At 52.5% G+C, this 17,239-nt stretch carries 18 protein-coding genes; 4 read left to right on the top strand and 14 right to left on the bottom strand.

Going from position 1 to position 17,239, the window contains the following annotated elements; translation table 11 throughout:
- Positions 1-234 precede the first annotated feature (234 nt).
- Positions 235-1,140, top strand: a complete 906-nt coding sequence (locus tag ACL02P_RS13605; RefSeq protein WP_412836674.1) for an IS1595 family transposase — start codon at positions 235-237, stop codon at positions 1,138-1,140.
- Between the two features lie 149 nt (positions 1,141-1,289).
- Here ACL02P_RS13605 and ACL02P_RS13610 read toward each other — a convergent pair whose 3' ends face one another.
- From ACL02P_RS13610 to yyaC, 4 genes are all read right to left on the bottom strand, one after another.
- Complete coding sequence (locus ACL02P_RS13610) at positions 1,290-2,471, bottom strand: class I SAM-dependent methyltransferase (protein ID WP_260071452.1); 1,182 nt, start codon at positions 2,469-2,471, stop codon at positions 1,290-1,292.
- 45 nt (positions 2,472-2,516) lie between these two features.
- Positions 2,517-3,164: a DUF6483 family protein gene (locus ACL02P_RS13615; protein ID WP_339300186.1), complete on the bottom strand. Its 648-nt coding sequence runs from the start codon at positions 3,162-3,164 to the stop codon at positions 2,517-2,519.
- A gap of 148 nt (positions 3,165-3,312) precedes the next feature.
- The gene (locus tag ACL02P_RS13620; protein WP_260071450.1) at positions 3,313-4,119 is read right to left on the bottom strand and encodes an alpha/beta fold hydrolase; all 807 of its coding nucleotides are present in this window, start codon (positions 4,117-4,119) and stop codon (positions 3,313-3,315) included.
- Between the two features lie 250 nt (positions 4,120-4,369).
- Complete coding sequence (yyaC, locus tag ACL02P_RS13625) at positions 4,370-4,897, bottom strand: spore protease YyaC (protein ID WP_260071449.1); 528 nt, start codon at positions 4,895-4,897, stop codon at positions 4,370-4,372.
- Between the two features lie 134 nt (positions 4,898-5,031).
- On the opposite strand from yyaC, the gene ACL02P_RS13630 reads away from it, so the two are divergent.
- On the top strand, positions 5,032-5,259 hold the full coding sequence (locus ACL02P_RS13630; protein WP_009226836.1) for a DUF1128 family protein: 228 nt from the start codon (positions 5,032-5,034) through the stop codon (positions 5,257-5,259).
- A gap of 24 nt (positions 5,260-5,283) precedes the next feature.
- Here ACL02P_RS13630 and ACL02P_RS13635 read toward each other — a convergent pair whose 3' ends face one another.
- On the bottom strand, positions 5,284-6,294 hold the full coding sequence (locus tag ACL02P_RS13635; RefSeq protein WP_412837483.1) for an asparaginase: 1,011 nt from the start codon (positions 6,292-6,294) through the stop codon (positions 5,284-5,286).
- A 189-nt stretch (positions 6,295-6,483) separates the two neighbouring features.
- Here ACL02P_RS13635 and ACL02P_RS13640 point away from each other — a divergent pair, with 189 nt between their 5' ends.
- Complete coding sequence (locus tag ACL02P_RS13640) at positions 6,484-6,702, top strand: hypothetical protein (RefSeq protein ID WP_412837484.1); 219 nt, start codon at positions 6,484-6,486, stop codon at positions 6,700-6,702.
- 44 nt (positions 6,703-6,746) lie between these two features.
- On the opposite strand, the gene ACL02P_RS13645 is transcribed toward ACL02P_RS13640, so the two are convergent.
- From ACL02P_RS13645 to ACL02P_RS13675, 7 genes are all read right to left on the bottom strand, one after another.
- Complete coding sequence (locus tag ACL02P_RS13645; protein WP_339300190.1) at positions 6,747-7,520, bottom strand: sigma-70 family RNA polymerase sigma factor; 774 nt, start codon at positions 7,518-7,520, stop codon at positions 6,747-6,749.
- On the bottom strand, positions 7,517-7,966 hold the full coding sequence (gene rsbW / locus ACL02P_RS13650; protein ID WP_339300192.1) for an anti-sigma B factor RsbW: 450 nt from the start codon (positions 7,964-7,966) through the stop codon (positions 7,517-7,519). Before rsbW ends, ACL02P_RS13645 begins: the two co-directional genes overlap by 4 nt.
- Positions 7,967-7,984: 18 nt before the next feature.
- Positions 7,985-8,323 carry an STAS domain-containing protein gene (locus ACL02P_RS13655; RefSeq protein ID WP_009226841.1) on the bottom strand — a complete coding sequence of 113 codons (339 nt, stop codon included), beginning with the start codon at positions 8,321-8,323 and terminating at the stop codon, positions 7,985-7,987.
- Positions 8,324-8,394: 71 nt separating this feature from the next.
- Complete coding sequence (locus ACL02P_RS13660; protein WP_412837485.1) at positions 8,395-9,549, bottom strand: PP2C family protein-serine/threonine phosphatase; 1,155 nt, start codon at positions 9,547-9,549, stop codon at positions 8,395-8,397.
- Between the two features lie 297 nt (positions 9,550-9,846).
- Complete coding sequence (locus tag ACL02P_RS13665; protein ID WP_260071443.1) at positions 9,847-10,350, bottom strand: DUF948 domain-containing protein; 504 nt, start codon at positions 10,348-10,350, stop codon at positions 9,847-9,849.
- A 164-nt stretch (positions 10,351-10,514) separates the two neighbouring features.
- Positions 10,515-11,540: an SH3 domain-containing protein gene (locus ACL02P_RS13670; protein ID WP_412837486.1), complete on the bottom strand. Its 1,026-nt coding sequence runs from the start codon at positions 11,538-11,540 to the stop codon at positions 10,515-10,517.
- Between the two features lie 473 nt (positions 11,541-12,013).
- Positions 12,014-12,883 carry a cation diffusion facilitator family transporter gene (locus tag ACL02P_RS13675; protein ID WP_412837487.1) on the bottom strand — a complete coding sequence of 290 codons (870 nt, stop codon included), beginning with the start codon at positions 12,881-12,883 and terminating at the stop codon, positions 12,014-12,016.
- A gap of 228 nt (positions 12,884-13,111) precedes the next feature.
- Between ACL02P_RS13675 and ACL02P_RS13680 the strand changes: the two genes are divergently transcribed.
- Positions 13,112-13,300, top strand: a complete 189-nt coding sequence (locus tag ACL02P_RS13680; protein WP_412837488.1) for a hypothetical protein — start codon at positions 13,112-13,114, stop codon at positions 13,298-13,300.
- A 63-nt stretch (positions 13,301-13,363) separates the two neighbouring features.
- On the opposite strand, the gene ACL02P_RS13685 is transcribed toward ACL02P_RS13680, so the two are convergent.
- Together ACL02P_RS13685 and ACL02P_RS13690 are read right to left on the bottom strand one after the other, a co-directional pair.
- Positions 13,364-14,995 (bottom strand): ABC-F family ATP-binding cassette domain-containing protein, encoded by a 1,632-nt coding sequence (locus tag ACL02P_RS13685; RefSeq protein WP_036646543.1) that lies wholly within the window; start codon positions 14,993-14,995, stop codon positions 13,364-13,366.
- Between the two features lie 152 nt (positions 14,996-15,147).
- Entirely contained in the window at positions 15,148-17,223 is a 2,076-nt protein-coding gene (locus ACL02P_RS13690) for a glycogen debranching N-terminal domain-containing protein (protein WP_412837489.1), read from the bottom strand.
- Between the last annotated feature and the right edge of the window lie 16 nt (positions 17,224-17,239).

Raw genomic sequence — 17,239 nt, forward strand, 5'->3', positions numbered from 1 at the left:
CCTTTAGCTCATCCGTTGCCATTTCAGCCCTGCTAAGTCGACCTCGAACTTTCGACCAATTCGCTTTACTCCATTCATTGGCAAGTTCATTGCAGGGTATTCTCCTGGGGGCGGAGTCGCCTGTATAAATAAATGTAAAAGATTTTTTGAATATCAAGTTGCCTCAGCAAATCCTTCACATACGAACATTTGTTTGATATACTAGGTGCAAACGAGTGTTCGGGAGTGGTTGGCATGGCACAACAAGAAGCGATGACGTTAAAGAGATTTCAAGAGAAATTTCATTCGGAAGACGCATGCCGCGAGCATCTGTTTCAGATTCGCTGGCCGAACGGCTTCTGTTGCCCCAAATGCGAGCACGATGCGTTCTACTTTCTGGAAAGCCGTAAGCTGTATCAATGCACGCGCTGCAAGTATCAGGCTTCGGTTACCGCCGGCACCATTATGCATAAATCCCATACGCCGCTGCTGACCTGGTTCTGGGCGATTTTCCTTGTGGCGCACGATAAACGCGGCGTTTCCGCGGTTTTCCTTTCGCGCGAACTGGAAATCTCCTACCCCACAGCATGGTTAATGCTTCACAAGATTCGCAAAGCCATGGGAGATCGCGATGCCCACTACCAACTGGCCGGTTTGGTCGAACTGGATGACGCGTTCTTTGGGGCGCCGACCGAAGGCGGCAAACGCGGTCGCGGCACGGAACAAACCCCTGTACTGGCAGCCGTATCGCTGGACAGAAAAGGAGCGCCGAAATATGTGAAAATGAAGGTCATTCCGAATGTCAAAGGCAAGACGCTGGTCGATTTTGCCCGGCACCATATCGAGCCCGGTGCCACCATCAGCAGCGATGCGTACCGCTCGTATCGCAAGCTCGCGGAGGAAGGTTACGATCACCAGCCGCTCGAGTTTAACGTCAAGGAAAACCCCGATCATCTGAAATGGCTGCACACGATGATTTCCAATGCCAAAGCGTTTATTGGCGGCACCTATCATGGTCTGGCTCCCAAGCACCTGCAAGCGTATTTGGATGAATTTTGCTTCCGCACCAACCGCAGACGGTTTGAAGGCCAGTTGTTCAATCGACTGCTGACAGCCTGTGTTTCAACCGACACCATCACCTACCAGAAACTCATATCTTGACCTTAGCGGAGCTAACTTGATATTCAAAAAAGATTTTTGCAGTTATCGGGCATCTCACTCCCCTCCCCCGAGCATACCAGCGGCGCTCCGTAACCCCAGCTTAAACCACAAAAAAAAACCGGTCGGGACACCTCCCAACCGGTTCAATTTCAGTTGCTCTTTGCCGCCTCCGGCAGCAAATCGCGGCAAGCGCGCTCCAGGTACGGATCGGCGCTTAAGAAATCGCGGAACGCCGTATACTCCCGCCAGAGCTGCGAAACGTTCCCTCCGCCCGATTTCACGGCGCGGATCAAAATGTTTTTCGGCGTATGCTCCATATCGATGAACTCCAGCAGCTGCGTTTTGTAGCCCATCACGTCCAGCAGCTTGGCCCGAATCGCATCGGTCGCCAATGCGGAGAAGCGCTCCTTCAGGATGCCATGTCCCAGCAGCGGCTGCAGCACCTCGCTTTGCACCTGGTTAAACAGCTCATGCTGACAGCAAGGCACGGACAGGATGACCGACGCACCCCAGCGCACCGCTTTCTCTAGCGCCGCATCCGTCGCCGTGTCGCAGGCGTGGAGCGTTACAACCATATCCACCGCGCTCAGCTCGTCATAGTCGGCGATGTCGCCAACAAGAAACCGCAGGTCGTCATACTGCAGTTTGCGCGCTAACCCGCTGCAGTGCTCGATGACGTCGGCTTTGAGATCCAGCCCGATCACGTTCAGCTTTCTTTGCTGCTGTACGGCCAAATAGTGATACAGCGCAAACGTCAAATAGGATTTGCCGCAACCGAAATCGACGATCGTCAGCGGCCGGCCCGTCGGCAAATGAGGAAGGACGTCCTCAACCATTTCGAGGAAACGGTTGATTTGCTTGAACTTATCGTACTTTTTGGCAAGCACCTTGCCTTCCCCGTTCATGATCCCCAGCTCCACCAAAAACGGAACCGGCGTTCCTTCCTCCAGCACATATTGCTTCTTCCGATTATGGGTCAGCGTCCCCAGCGGTTTGCGTGACGGTGCTTTTTTCAGAATCGTGACCTTGAACTTCTTGCTGATCAAGACCTGATAATCGGCCTCCGCCGTGCATAGCAATCCTTGCCGGAACGTCTCCTCAAACAGCTTTGTCAGCTCGTCCGCAAATGCCGCGGCCGGGATATTTTGATGCAACACCTTGTTTGGGTAGTGGTAGGCAAATTGATAGTGTAAGCTCTTTTTGATTTCGACCGGTTTGATTTGGACTTTGGTGTATTCCGTCTCCCCCGGTCTGCGGCGGCCGCTGATCGTTGCCGTGATCAGACTGCCCTTCTCCGCCAGTTCGTTTGCGAGTTTGCGCAGTGATTCCATGTTTGATTAACAGCTGCCTTTCTGCATATTAGTCATTCCGTTTGTTCAAAACCGGGCCTCCACGTCGGCAAGCCCCTCCTCAACTTCCTCAGCCGGCAAGCCCCCAGCTGCAAGCGTATCCCGCGGAAGCGCGAGCAATCGCTGGTAAAACTCCACCGCGTCTTCTTTGGTGGCATGGCCTTCCTCCAGCAAGCGGTAGAGTGCATTTTCCGCCTGGTCGTAGCGGCCTTCACCTTCTTCCCATTGCAACACCAGCCATTCGGTGTCCGGCGGAAGACGGTAGGGCTTTAACAGCGATTGCAGCTCAGCAAGAGCCGCGGGCAGATCCCAAAGGGAGCGGTCCGCACCATGCAGCGCAGCGGTCAAGTAAAGATGAAGCGACTTGATCCAACGCTTTGCCGCTTCGTCCGGCTCTCCAGAGCTCTCGTACACGTCGCCCTCTTCTTTGAGCAGACGGGACAGACTTTGGAGCTTGTCCGCCTCGATTTCTCCGCCGCTTTGAAACAGGCGTACGATGTCTTTAGCGGGCAAGTTCTCCAGCAGCTGGGAGCTCAAGCGAAACTGCCCTTTAAACAGCTCGTCGAGCGTCCATAACGCTTCGATCTTCTTTTTCTGCTGTTTGAGCATAAACACTTTTCCCAGTACCTCGGTCATTTCCTCGATCATCTTCATAAGGTAATCTCTTCGCAGCACGGTTCCTCCCCCTCTCGTCCCTGATTCAAGCTGGCTTCCCGCCAATTCAAAAAAAGCCGGAAACCGGAGTTCCCCATGAAATCTCCGGTTCCTAGGCCTCGGTTCGACTAGCTGATCATTGCGAAACATTGTTCAAAAGTGCTAGGTTTTACACTTCCACAGTCTTTTCCGTTACGCTGCGCATAAAATCGGCGATGACCGCTGTCAGCTGCTCCGGCGCTTCATACATGCTCATGTGACCCGCGCCTTTGATGACCGCCTTTGTGACGTTGGGTCCTTCGGTCGTAAACAGCCGCGCCATCGGTACGACGGTATCGCTTTCACCTGCGACCAGCAGCAACGGAAGCGATGTCGCCTCCATCACGTCACGGCGGTCGGGCCGCTCACGCATAGCCAGCGCGGCTCCCGTCGCCCCTTGAGGCGGCGTCTTGTAGCCAATCTCCTTTACGCGATCCACTTCGGCTCCAAGTTTGCTGACATTGTCCGGTGCAAATAACCCCGGCACGAGTCCGTCCACAAAGTGGGTGATGCCTTCGGACCGAATGCGGGAAACCGCCTGAAGCCGTTTCTCCTTGGCTTCCTCACTGTCCGGATAGCCGGTTGAATGGATCAGACCAAAGGCATTTAACCGATCTGCATACCGCTGAGCCAACGATAGGGCAGTGTAGCCTCCCATCGAATGACCAAGCAGCGTGTACTTGGTGATGCCCAATGCCTCCATCAGACCTGCGACATCGTCCGCCATTTGATCGATCGTATACGCGCCGACTGGCGCAGTTGTGGCCCCGTGGCCCCGAAGATCGGGGGCGATGACCTGATATTGTTCGGCAAGCAGCGGCTGAACCTTCTCCCAGTAAGCGGAGCTGCCGCAAAAACCGTGCAGCAAAACTACTGTTTCGCCCTGTCCTTGTTGTTCATAGGCGATCGTTGTTCCGTTAACTGTTACTTTGTCCATTACGCTACCCACTTTCATCTCAATTTTTAGAGGTTGTTCAAAAAGTTATCTTTGGATCACGATGTAAACCATGAAACGCATTCGACATCGAATCTTGAATTCAGCCGGTCGCTCCGTTGCTCACTTAGATCCTATCTACGCTCCGCTACTCACTCCCTAGCTTCATCCAACCTTCTCGGTACTCCAAACCTAACTTTTTGAACTCTTATTTGAACTGGTTGTTCAAAAAGTCATCTTCGGATCCAACCCTTCACCGAAATGCCGATGCCGCAGCGCCCGCGATTTCATCGGCCATTTGCATGACCTTGTATAGCGAGGTCATCTGCAGCGTCCAATAGGGCTTGGGGCCGTTGACGTTAACGACTGCGGCAATGCTGTAATGCCCGACCTCCGGCAAGCTGGCCCCGACGGATTGGGCCGGTTGCAACGGCTGGCTGGACACGAGGTACGTCCCCACCGAATCGGCCATCCCCAGGCAGGCATCGATGGCGATGATCACGCGCCCTTCGGGGATTTCGGCCATGCGCCTCTCCAGATTGGTTGCGTCACACGGCTCGCGGAGCGTTCCAATGACGTGCTCAAATCCCAACTCTGTCAGCTTCGTTCCCACCAACGGCCCCAGCGCGTCTCCCGTCGACCGATCCGTACCGATGCATAGAAAGGTAACGTCCTCACGAAGATGCCGGGCACGAATGTCTGCAAAAAAAGCCGCCAGCTCCCCGCCGCTCAGCTTCCTCCGGTTTACTCCCGCCGCCGGCCATTCCTTCTGTTCCTGCATGACCTAGACACGCTCCCTCCCGGTATTTCGTAACCTGATTGTAACGCATTCGGACGCCGGACCGCAAAATTTCATGAACCGCTTCCCTCGTGGTACAATAGCTAATAACCCATAAATCGGAAGGATGAAAACTTATGGATCTATCCATCAAGAGCAAGGAAAATATCGAGTTCATGATCGAAGCGATCAAAAGCAAGCTGAAAATGGCTTCCGCAGCAGCGATGTCGGCGTCCGCATTCCACGTTAACCAATATGATGATATCCGCGATGTTTATGACATCGTCATGAGCAAAGAGCGGCTCAGCATCTCCGAAGTGGAAGCGCTGGCTCAAGAACTGGGAAGACTGCGGAACAAAGCCTAACCGGTAAGCGGCTCTGAATCACAGTTAGCGTTCCAGCTGGAACACGGTTTCGGCTTTCCCTACTTCCCAGCCCTCATCGTTCTTGATCGAAGACGGGAACGCCTCGCGGAGCTTCTGCAGCGTTCCTTCGTTTTCGTATCCGAGCTGCTCCAGTACGGATAAAGCGATCATTCCCCACTCTTCCTCGGAACCGTCCTGAATTTTAAACGTGATCCCCACGCGCTCACGGCGCAAAGCAAACGCATAAACCCCTTTAAAACCGCCTTTGGCCACGATATTCGGATCGTCCAGCAGGATCGAATCCACCCGCCCGGTGCCAGCAACCAGCAAGGGTTGACGGTTCATGGCGTTAGTAATCACTCTGACTGCCTCAGCGGTAGCCGCATCCTCGATCAAATCCGGACATGCCAGCTTCAAATAGGCGGAAGCCAAAGCGGATAACGGAAGGGCGAACACAGGAAAACCGCAGCCATCTGTACCCAGAGTAATCTGCGCTTCCGTAAGCCCTGCCAAGCCCGCCAGCGTCGTCAAGATTTCCTTCTGAGCCGGATGCTCCGGATGATTATAGCTTTCCAACGGGTATCCTTTCATTTTGCAATAAGCCAGAACGCCTAAATGTTTACCCGAACAATTATGGTAGATTCGGCGATACGTCCCGCCTTGTCGAAGCAGCTGTTCCTTGGCAACCCGATCCAGCGGCAGGCTGGGAGCGCAAATGAGCCGTTCTTCGGTCAGCCCCGTCTTCTCCAAAATTCGATTCAGCGTCTCGACATGGATCTCCTCAGCTCGGTGTGAAGCGGCCATAATGGCAATCTCCTCGTCAGTTAGCCCGTAAGCCTCCTTAATTCCGGCACGGATCCCTGGAATCGCCTGGATCGGCTTGGCCGCAGAGCGAGTAAATACGGTGGCTTGGGAATTACCCGCTCGCCCCACAATGTTTCCTCGTTCATCAACAATACAAATATGACCATAGTGAGCGCATTCCAGCAGCCCCCCGCGATATTCATTCACCAGCAAAGCTTCGTTATAGTTCATCTCTTGTTCTCTCCTTAACCTGATCCATTCCCTGCACACATTTTGCTCCATTCCTACACAGTATAGTACTTTGGAAGCCCGCTGGCTATAGAGCCATCTAGCAAGAAGCAAGAGAGCGCCAGGTATACGATAAGGGCGTTTGTGCAAACTATTTACGGTTTCATAAGAGAACAAAGGAGGCAACATCCATTGACCCAACCCGAGGACCTGCAGGAGCAGTATGTCACGAGGCAAATCCGGGCTGCCCAAGCCGGCGAGTATCCTGAGCATAAAGACATCGACGAAGCGGAGAACGGATCCATGGTGAATGACATGGAGGATTTGATTCAGTTGGGAGAAGACATGGAGGCGATGCAACCGAACCGGGAAGACAAGAAGGACGGCTTGCTGCCCGATCCCGGGCAATAGACATAACCAAAAAAAGCGCTGCCCCCAATCCCCAGGCAACGCATTTAAGTGGTGTTCATATGATTCATGATTTGCTTCAGCCGTTCGGTCGCTCGCTTCTGAATGCGGGATACACTCATCTGAGAGATGCCCAGCTTCCGGGCAATGGCCCTTTGGGATTGCCCCTCCTGATAGGCCATCAGCAAAACCTGCTGCTCTTGCGCCTTCAATTGTCCCAGCGCTTGTTGCAAATCCATCCGGTTCTCAAGCGCATCGTAATCATCTGCATCCGCGCTGATCACTTCGCCCAGCGTTACGGCGCTTTCATCCGGTGATAAGGGCGAATCCAGGGACACGTAATGATAACAATCCCGGCCGGCCAGCACCTCAACCGTTTCTTCAACCGAGAGCTCCAGATACTCCGCGATCTCCTGCACATTGGGAGATCGCTCCAGCTTCAGCGTCAGCTCATCGATCGCCTGCTGAACCAGCGCTCCCTTTTCCTTAATTCGCCGCGGCACTTGAATATACCAAGACTTGTCACGCAAATAATTTTTCATATGCCCGATCATACTCTTCATCGCATACGGTTCAAACGGAATACCCAGCTCGCTGTCATACTGCTGCAGCAAACGAACCAATGCCATTTCGCCCACCTGGTACAGGTCTTCGTACAAATCCGGCCGATTTCGGGCGATTTTGCCGGCGGCCATTTTGACCATCGAATCGTATTTCTGGATTAACTGCGTGGCGATCTCATTGTCCCTGGTTTGCTGGTACTGCTGAATGAGGCGGGTAGATTCCTGAAATAACGCTTGGGGAGCCGCACGATCAGTCATACCTTCTCCTCACTCCTCTGGAGTCGGCGGACCATCGTCACCCTCGTTCCTTTTCCGGATTGCGTTTCCACGCGGACGTCGTCCATGAGCGCCTGCATCAGATAGAAGCCTAATCCGCCAATCGGGGCCTCACCCAACTCTTTTTCGTGCAGAGTCACGCCTCCAGCCTGTCGCCACGGTTTAAAGCTCTCCCCTTCATCTTTGACCGTAATCGACAAAGCATCGGTTAAGATCTCAAACGTGATCTCCATTTTGCCGGCATCCTGCTTGTACGCATACAACACGGTATTGTTGCATGCTTCGGATACCGCCACCTTCATGTCTTCGATTTCCTCATACGAAAATCCCATTTTCGATGCGATACCGTAAAGATTCAGCCTTACAATATCCACATATTCGGCTGTCGCCGGAAGGCTGATGACAATTCTCTCTGTTTCCTCTACCATTAAGACTCGATCCTTTCCTTATTGGGAGTTCTTCTGCTCCGCGAAAAACTTAGCGATCCCAGTCATTTCAAACAGCTTCCGGATATGGTCCGGTACTTCCTGCACGTAAAAACTCGAGTTCATCCCTTGCCTAGCCTTTAAGATGGACAGAAAAATTCCGATTCCGGTGCTGTCGATGTATTTCAATTCCTTCAGATTCAGGACTAAATCCGCGTCATCGATGCCAACCAGCGGGTCCATCACCTTACGGAAGTCTGGCGCTGCAGACAAGTCCAACTCACCGCGCAGCGATACGGTACAAACTCCGTTTTCCCGTTGTGTTGTGGTGGAAAATTTCAAACTTTTTCTTGTATTCATGAAATACTCTCCCTGGAATAGGTTTTCTTAATACAACATAACCCAGCTTGTCCACTGCTGAATCAAGGGGATCATTTGAACGAGATCCATACCAGACATTTATCGTCTTCTCTGTTCAGCGGGACGGCATCTTCGAAGAACAATCGGCTCATCATCTCACGGTCGAAGTGATGGCTGCAGGTATTTAACTGCTCCTCCAGCCACGCCTGACGTGCCTCTAAGGAATCCTCATGTCCATCCATCAACCCGTCGGTGTAGAGGACGAGATGGCCTGGTCCTTCGTAATGTAGAATCTGCGGATGCGTTTCGATTCCATCAAACAAGCCTACGGGCGGCCCCACTTGATCCAAACGAACGGGTTGCTTATTGTTCGTGTACAGGAGGGCAGGCGGATGTCCGGCATTCACGTATTCGATCACTTTGCGCCGGGTATCCACCACAAGATAGATGGCGGTGAAATAATATTGAATCAATTTGCTTTCGATATGCAGCTGGATAAAGCGACGGTTTAACTCTTCAATAACCAGCTTCGGTTCCACATAGGTAAACACGGTATCTTTGAGAACAGAGGAGATGAACATACAGAAGAGGGAAGAAGAAATGCCGTGACCCATCATATCCAGCAGGATCACCGCATACTTCCCCTCACCAAGCGAGTACCAGGAGTACAAATCTCCTGCCAATTCATAGGAAGGCTTGTATAGGGCATCGATTTCGACCTCCGAATCATGGATCGGGGGGCTAAGGACAGCGTTTTGAACAAGCGACGCAAGCTTCAATTCCTCCTGGATGCGCTGATCCCGGTTACGGTGCCAGTCCTTCTCCAGCTTCAGCCGCAGAGCCAGGCGAATTCGCGCCATCAGCTCCACCTTGTTGATCGGTTTCGTCACATAATCCACAGCTCCGGCATCCAACGCTTCCGCCAGCTTGTGGGAATCCCCAACGGCCGTGACTACGATAATGGGAATCTCCTTCAGATGCTCGGAGCGCTGCAAAATCCGACAAGCCTGAATCCCGTCCATCTCCGGCATCATCATATCCAGCAGGATCAAATCCACATCGGATGGCCCGCTTTCTTCAACCGCATCCAAATTTTTGACGCCGAGCCGCTCGAACATGTCCCGGGCCGAAGTTACGGTGACTGTGTTGCGGTAGTTTTCCTTCTTTAAAATCTCACGAATGATCATGGTATTTGTCGGATTGTCGTCAACGATCAAGATTCGCATGATAATCTCCTTAAAATGAGCTTGAGTAAGCATAGAAGTGATATACAGATCACGGTGATAAGAAAAACGTCTATCGACGTACATTCAAAGTAGACAGACCGCGTTTAGCGGAAGTTTTTCTTGCGATATCAGGATGCTAATGCCCCGAAGTTTATACTTTCTGATATCTTAAAAAAAGGAACGGGGCGCTTTCCCGTTCCTTCTCGACTCACAATGCGGGCAAGGCTTGAGTAACATAGTACATTACCCAGTCTAACTCAGGTTGAAACGGCAGATTGAAATGCCGTTAACGTCCGCTTAACTCCGATATTTCTGCCAGACATCGGCGGCGACATCCACCCATTTGACCCAGTTCGCCGGTTTGCGGTTCGCTTCCTGCACCGGCTGCTCCCCTTCAGCTTGCAGCGGCTGGGCCGAAGGTACAGAGGTTGCCGGAGCCGGAGATGCCGGAGCCTTTCGCTTGACCGACAGAGGACGGCTGGCGATACGGCTGGCAAGGGCTGCCGAAACCTGCTTTGTCGCCAGCGTAACTTCACTTAACACTTCACCCGCATGTTTAACCGATTCCATCAGCGGGTCGATCTGCTTCATTTTGTGCTGGATGTCGCTGGTCAGTTCATTCGCTTGCCGGACGACCTGCCGGACGTCGCTGCCCAACTCATCGATCGTTTTTTGTACGTCCTTCAATGTTTCGGTGGTTGTCTTCAGCGAATGTTCCGCCGCTTTCAGCGTTTTGACCAAATAAACGACAAGCACCACAAAAGCCGCCGCAGCCACCGCCACGCTGATCTCCCAAATCATACCTTGTTCCTCGCTTTCCGTCCTTGGGCGTTCACCCGTCTTTCCTTAACTATACACGAAAATGGACGGAAGTGTGCGAAGAACCGTAATTCTATCGACCTTAAATCGAAAAAGCCGCTTGGCCTCCTCCATCCCAAGAACGGGGCCAAACGGCATGATTAGATTTATTTCAGGACGCTGCCGCCAAACATAAAGCGGTAAACCCAGGAGCCGTCGAGCTTGTCGACGATAACCCCGCCGGATTCATTGGAATACGTGTGCAGGAGCTGGCCGTTGCCAAGATAGATCGCGACGTGGGTAATCCGCTGGCTTTGCTTGTCGATTCCCTGGTAGGACTTGGCCGAAGAGCCTTTATAGCTCATGAAGAAGACCAGATCGCCGCGCTTCAATTGATCGATGCGATATACGGCCGTTCCATTGCTCTTTATGTAATCCCCTTGCTTGCGGGAATCCGCAGGAAGCGTAATGCCCAAGGCATCCTTATAGGCTTGTCTTACGAAATCAGAGCAATCAAACGTATTCGTATTGCTGCGGCTGGAGCCGTACTCGTACGGAGTGCCGAGGTATTTCATACCGGCCTGAATCACCTGCTCGATTTGCTGGCTAATCCCACTGGAAGGAGCGGGAGTTGGTGTTGGCTGCGGCGTGCTGGATTGTCCGCCAATTTCCAAATATTTATCTATCGTACTAACGTAACCAATCGTCCCGTCGTTCGTCTGTACTTTATAGAAATGCTCATTGCTTTGCTCGAGAATCGTTAATGTGGTACCTTTGCGAAGCATCGTGATGACGTTGCCCGAGGTGGACGGTTGATCGCGCAGGTTGACGCCGTACGTCACCGTTGCCGGCAAATTAAGCAAAGGTTGGGAAGGAGCGGTGTTCACGGTTTCCAGTTGAATGTACTTTTCGTTCGAACTGACGTAACCGATGCTCCCATCTTCGGTTTTCACTAGATAGAAATATTTATTGCTTTGATCCAATACGTTGACTTCGGAGCCCTTTTTGAGAAAACCAATCACTTTACCCGAAAGGGAAGGTTGGTCACGGAAATTGACTCCGCCGACAATATGGCCTTTGGTGATCGATTGTGAGGTTGCGGTTGTGGTTGCGGCTGATGCCTGATGAGGAACAGCTGTATAAGTAGAGAGAAGAATGGCACTCAATAATGTGATCGCTACGCTTCGTTTCATGGGTGTTATCCTGCCTCCTAATGTAATAAATCTAGTTGTTAGCCTGCGTTCCAATCCTCCTTTCTTTGGTCTTGCACCCATTATAGCGATTGTCGAAATTAGTCTAAATCGGTCGAAGATCACTTTATAGGAAAGCGCATTCAAAGACAATGGCCCTAGTTTTTACATGTTGAAATTAGAGACACACGACCTATAAAATCCGGTCGAATGTAACCTATGTAAACACCTCCCGGGCAATAGCACTGGATTTCTGCAACAAAAGTACCCGATTTCGCATGCAACTGCATCAATTTCATAATAATTCCAATTTATCCAATTTACCTATTTTTTAGGGACAATCGCCTATTTTTTTAGCCAAAAAAACCCGAACAGCGGGCTTGGTAAATGTTACCTTAGGCCTGTCCATTCGGGCATGATTTGCCTTGATCCTGATTCTTCAATCATCCTTATGACTTCCCGTCCAAAATCGAGTCCTATCTTTCTTTAGGCTCAACATGAACGTGAACATGCATGACGTTTTGCTTCTTTCTCATCCGTTCCTCAACCCGGTCACTGATCTTATGACTTTCGATCACCGTCAATTGCGGATCTACCTCAATGACGACATCGACCAGCACGTGATTCCCGTGAACCCGGGCCTTTAAGTCTTTAATTCCTTCCACGCCTTGAGTTCGGGCAATAGTGCTGCGCAGGTCGCCCAGTTCCTTTTCATCAAATCCATCGGTCAGATTATGCGTCGACTGGCGGAAAATATCCCAGGCGGTTTTACAAATAAGCAAACCTACCGCAATCGCGGCAACCACGTCCAGCCAAGGCAGCCCGAATTGAGCCCCGATAATCCCAACTGCTGCGCCCGCACTCACCAGCGCATCAGACAAATTATCCTTGGCCGCCGCCATAAGCGCCTGATTGTTAATCTGCTTCGCCAGCCTGCGGTTGTAAGCATAGACTCCGCCCATCGCCAGAGCACACACGATAGCGATCAGAGCCGACAGAATGTCTGGCTCGCTATGCACACCTTCGATCAATGACCGGACCGCACCTATGATGACTTGGATACCAACCATCGCCATAATAAAAGAAGCGACTAATGCAGCGATCGTCTCCGCACGGAAATGGCCGTAAGCATGGTCGGAGTCCGGCGGCTTCTGTGAGATTTTAAGTCCAATCAGCACCGCCACCGAGGCCACGATATCCGTAAGGTTGTTAAACCCGTCGGCAAGCAGCGCGCTTGAATCAAACAAAAACCCGCTGATCAATTTAAAAGCGGACAGAAGTAAATAAGCGGCAATGCTTACCCAAGCCCCGCGTTCCCCTTTGCGTATATCGTCGTAAATATCCAAGCCCCGCACCTCCAGACTTCTCCCCGAAGCCAATAACCTACTTCTTCAAACTCTCATTTCTAAAACATCAGAAGCGTTTAATCATCGTAGCAAATCAACCCCGTGTAAGTCTAGAGAAACAGTGTTGCCCCCGGGAAAAGCAGCCTTCATCATTATTCCCGTTGTACGCGCATTTAAAAACGTATAAAATAGGGACACCCCCTTTCCAATGTCAAGGAGATGATCAGCGTGACGGAAAATGAAGAACCACGTAAAATCGATTTGGCCGAAGCGATGCGCCAAAAACTGCAACAGAAAAAGCAGCAGCAGCAAAACGGTAACAAACCGGGATTGAAAGACAGCTTTCAAACCAAAGCGTTGAAGAGCCAAAATAATAAGAAACCGAACAACCAGCGCCGCCGGACGGGCGGCTCGTAAGAATCAGCGCAAAAAGCCGCACGCAGCAGTTCCGAAGAACTGCCCGTGCGGCTTTTGGGTTATTTATTTTACTTCTTCCGGATACATCGATTTCCGTAAGTTTTGAATCTCTTCGCTCTCCAGATATTCGTCGTATGTCATGACGCGATCAATGATGCCGTTTGGCGTAATTTCAATGATGCGGTTGGCGATCGTTTGGATGAACTGATGGTCATGCGACGTGAAGAGGATCGTGCCATCAAAGTCGATCAACCCGTTGTTGAGCGCCGTAATCGATTCAAGATCGAGGTGGTTGGTCGGCTCGTCAAACAGCAGCACGTTTGCGCCGTTCAGCATCATTTTGGCCAGCATGCAGCGAACCTTCTCGCCCCCGGACAATACGCTCGCTTTCTTCAGCGCTTCTTCGCCGGAGAATAGCATCCGTCCAAGGAAGCCGCGCAGGAACGTTTCGTCCTGATCCTTCGGCGAATATTGGCGCAGCCATTCCACCAGATTCAGGTCCACCCCGTCGAAATAACGGGAGTTGTCCTTCGGAAAATACGCCTGCGAAGTTGTAATCCCCCAGCTGTATTCCCCGCTGTCGGCTTCCAACTCGCCCATGACGATTTGGAACAACGTTGTTTTCGGCACGCTGTTGGGTCCGACGAAGGCGATTTTGTCGCCTTTGTTTACGACGAAGCTGACGTTATCCAAGACCTTTTCGCCTTCGATCGTTTTGGTCAGCCCGTCCACGGTCAGCAGCTGCTTGCCCGCTTCACGCTCTGCCTTGAAGTGCAGGAACGGATATTTCCGGTTGGACGGACGGATGTCCTCCAGCGTAATTTTCTCGAGCTGCTTCTTCCGCGAGGTCGCTTGCTTCGATTTCGAAGCGTTCGCCGAGAAACGTTGAATAAAGGCTTGCAGCTCCTTGATCTTCTCTTCCTTCTTCTTGTTGGCGTCCCGCTGCATTTGCAGCGCCAACTGGCTGGATTCGTACCAGAAGTCGTAGTTGCCGACGTACAACTGGATTTTACCGAAGTCGATATCCGCGATATGCGTACATACCTTATTCAGGAAGTGACGGTCATGGGATACGACGATAACGGTGCCTTCGTAGTCCATCAGGAAGTTCTCCAGCCACTGGATCGATTCGAGGTCCAAGTGGTTCGTTGGTTCGTCCAGGAGCAGGTTATTCGGGCGACCAAACAACGCTTGCGCCAACAGCACGCGCACCTTCTCGTTGCCGCTCAGCTCGGCCATCTTCTTATCGTGCAGCTCGCGTGGAATGCCAAGGCCAATCAGCAGCGCCGCTGCATCCGACTCGGCTTCCCAGCCGTTCAACTCAGCGAATTCGCCCTCCAGTTCGCCTGCACGCAGGCCGTCCTCTTCGGAGAAATCGGGTTTGGCGTACAGCGCATCCTTCTCTTTCATAATCGAATACAACCGGCCGTGACCCATGATCACTGTTTCCAGCACGGGGTACTCGTCGTATTCATAGTGGTTCTGCTTGAGGACCGCTAAACGTTCGCCCGGCGTCATAAACACTTCGCCTTGGTTGGGCTCGATCTCGCCGGAGAGAATTTTCAGGAACGTCGACTTGCCCGCCCCGTTGGCCCCGATCAAACCGTAGCAGTTGCCGGGGGTGAATTTAATATTTACATCTTCGAAAAGTGTCCGTTTTCCATACCGGAGCGTCACACCGTTAGTACTGATCATGTTAGGCATTACCATCCTTTTTTCATTATCGAACTACTGGCTCAATATTATAGCATACATTAGCCCTTAAGTTGAGCATTGTCAGGATATTGCAGGCTTTGGGCAAAAAAAAACCTCCAACCTTCCCAAAGGAAGGTCAGAGGTAGGAGAGCTTATTCAACCAAGGTATAACCTGTGGTGTTCTCCAGAATCTCGACGGAGAAGGTGCTGCCGTCCGCGTTCCGCGTAACGCGAACCGACAAGTGCCCGCCGCCGATCGCGATATGCGTTGCCTCCAGCTGGTTCATGCCTTGCACAAGGAACGGCGACAATGCGATTTCCCGGCGGAGCGCATCGGGGTACAGCCCCAGCATCGCCTGCAGGAAGACGATCGATGTGCCGGCCGCCCAAGCTTGCGGCGAGCAGGTCGTCGGATACGGAACCGGATGGCCCAGACCCGCGTCATGACCGCAGAACAGCTCCGGCAAGCGCTGGTACTCGAAATGCACCGAAGCGTTCAGCAATCCCGAGATAACTTGCTCCGCCTCCTGCTTGAAGCCGAGCTTGCCAAGGCCAAGCAAGATCATGGCGTTGTCATGCGGCCATACGCTGCCGTTATGATAACTCATCGGGTAATAGCCGGTAGATTCTGTACTCATGGTCCGAATGCCGTACCCGTTAAACATATCCGGCTTCATCATCCGCCCGGCCTGCGCCTTGGCGCGAGAAGCCTCGGGCATTCCGCTCATCAGCAGATGCCCCGGATTCGAACTGACGCTGCGGACTTGGCGCAAATCTTTGTCCAAGGCGATCGCGTAGCATTGCTCGTCCTCCATCCAGAAAGCCGACTCGAACCGCGCTTTCAGTTCTTCCGCTTCCGCCTCCAGCCGGCGGGCCGTCTCCGGCTCACCCATCAGCTCGAACAGCGGCGCCAGCGAATGCTTCGCCTGGTAGACGTACCCTTGCACCTCAGCCAGCGCAATTGGCGAATCCGCGTAAGCTCCGTGTTCGTGCATAATCGAATTGGCGGAATCCTTCCAGCCCTGGTTCGGGAAGCCTTTGTCCGCTTCCTGCTTATAAGCCATAAACCCTGAGCCCGACTGCATGGACGCATCGATATAAGCCAATGCGCGCATTATGTTCGGCCGCAACTCCTCCACCAAAGCGAGGTCGCCGGTCCAACGGTAGTATTCGCCGATCAAAACAAGGAACAACGGTGTTGAATCGATCGTGCCGTAGTACGGGGAGAACGGCGATTGTTTCGTGGTCACCAGCTCGCCGAAGCGGATCTCGTGCATGATTTTGCCCGGCTGCTCGTCTCGCCACGGGTCGCCCTGCTCCCCCTGATAGGCCGCTAACGTTCTTAACGTTCCCACGGCGTGCCGAGGGTTAATCGGGAGCATGAAGAGCGAGGTGATCAAGCTGTCCCGGCCAAACGGAACAGCAAACCAAGGCAGTCCCGCAACCGTCGTCTCACCGTAGCCGATATCCGTCGTCAACATACGCAAGTCCTGTACCCCGCGCCGGTACAATTCGTTAAATACCGGGGAGTCGGAAGCGATACGGGTGTTGTCCGCATACCAAGCTTCGTACGACTGCTCCAGCCGCTGCAGCCCTTCATCAAAACTAAGCGGCGTGTCCGCTGGAAGCAGCTTGTCCGCCATCGGGACAACTTGAAACGTAACTTGCCATGTCTCTTGGATCTTCAAGGACAATGGGAACGTAACCGTCCCGCCGTCATCCGCCCGTCCGCCTTTAGCGTCCCAGGCGATCCTCGTTTGTCTTGTTTCCTGATCTGCTCCAAGATACCGGAACGTCATATTCTGATCCCCGACGACAACTCCTTCCACCTTGCCAACTTCCCCCGTGCGGTATTTGCGAACCAGGAACATGTCCTGAAAGTCCGCATCGAACGAAACGGACACATCAAAGGCGATCTCCCGTGGAAAATAATTCGTCAAGGCAATGCGTTCATAAAGTCTGCCATTATAGATGAAGCGGTCGCGTGTAACTTCAATCGCTCCGTCATCCTTGGCTTCCTTGATAAGCCGGAAGCTGGCTACATAACTTTTGTCGCCTGCGGAAGACAGAAGCACGGGCTTCCCGCCGTCCACCTCCAGCTCAAAGCGGCTTAAGAAGCGCGTATCCTGCGCGTATAATCCAAATCCCTGCTCATTGTGCCGGCCAATGTCGCCGTTCAGCCCAGAGAGCATAAACAGCTCCCCTTCTTTGATTACGCGGTAATCCATCGTTAGCCTCCTTAAG

This window comes from Paenibacillus sp. MB22_1 (genome assembly GCF_047200555.1).
Classification (GTDB): domain Bacteria; phylum Bacillota; class Bacilli; order Paenibacillales; family Paenibacillaceae; genus Fontibacillus; species Fontibacillus phoenicis.

What these genes read in the sequence shown, in the direction of transcription:
- ACL02P_RS13605 (WP_412836674.1), top strand. Translation starts at nt 235, where the DNA reads ATGGCACAACAAGAAGCGATGACGTTAAAGAGATTTCAAGAGAAATTT.
- ACL02P_RS13610 (WP_260071452.1), bottom strand. Translation starts at nt 2,471, where the DNA reads ATGGAATCACTGCGCAAACTCGCAAACGAACTGGCGGAGAAGGGCAGT.
- ACL02P_RS13620 (WP_260071450.1), bottom strand. Translation starts at nt 4,119, where the DNA reads ATGGACAAAGTAACAGTTAACGGAACAACGATCGCCTATGAACAACAA.
- yyaC (WP_260071449.1), bottom strand. Translation starts at nt 4,897, where the DNA reads ATGCAGGAACAGAAGGAATGGCCGGCGGCGGGAGTAAACCGGAGGAAG.
- ACL02P_RS13630 (WP_009226836.1), top strand. Translation starts at nt 5,032, where the DNA reads ATGGATCTATCCATCAAGAGCAAGGAAAATATCGAGTTCATGATCGAA.
- ACL02P_RS13635 (WP_412837483.1), bottom strand. Translation starts at nt 6,294, where the DNA reads ATGAACTATAACGAAGCTTTGCTGGTGAATGAATATCGCGGGGGGCTG.
- ACL02P_RS13645 (WP_339300190.1), bottom strand. Translation starts at nt 7,520, where the DNA reads ATGACTGATCGTGCGGCTCCCCAAGCGTTATTTCAGGAATCTACCCGC.
- rsbW (WP_339300192.1), bottom strand. Translation starts at nt 7,966, where the DNA reads ATGGTAGAGGAAACAGAGAGAATTGTCATCAGCCTTCCGGCGACAGCC.
- ACL02P_RS13655 (WP_009226841.1), bottom strand. Translation starts at nt 8,323, where the DNA reads ATGAATACAAGAAAAAGTTTGAAATTTTCCACCACAACACAACGGGAA.
- ACL02P_RS13660 (WP_412837485.1), bottom strand. Translation starts at nt 9,549, where the DNA reads ATGCGAATCTTGATCGTTGACGACAATCCGACAAATACCATGATCATT.
- ACL02P_RS13665 (WP_260071443.1), bottom strand. Translation starts at nt 10,350, where the DNA reads ATGATTTGGGAGATCAGCGTGGCGGTGGCTGCGGCGGCTTTTGTGGTG.
- ACL02P_RS13670 (WP_412837486.1), bottom strand. Translation starts at nt 11,540, where the DNA reads ATGAAACGAAGCGTAGCGATCACATTATTGAGTGCCATTCTTCTCTCT.
- ACL02P_RS13685 (WP_036646543.1), bottom strand. Translation starts at nt 14,995, where the DNA reads ATGATCAGTACTAACGGTGTGACGCTCCGGTATGGAAAACGGACACTT.
- ACL02P_RS13690 (WP_412837489.1), bottom strand. Translation starts at nt 17,223, where the DNA reads ATGGATTACCGCGTAATCAAAGAAGGGGAGCTGTTTATGCTCTCTGGG.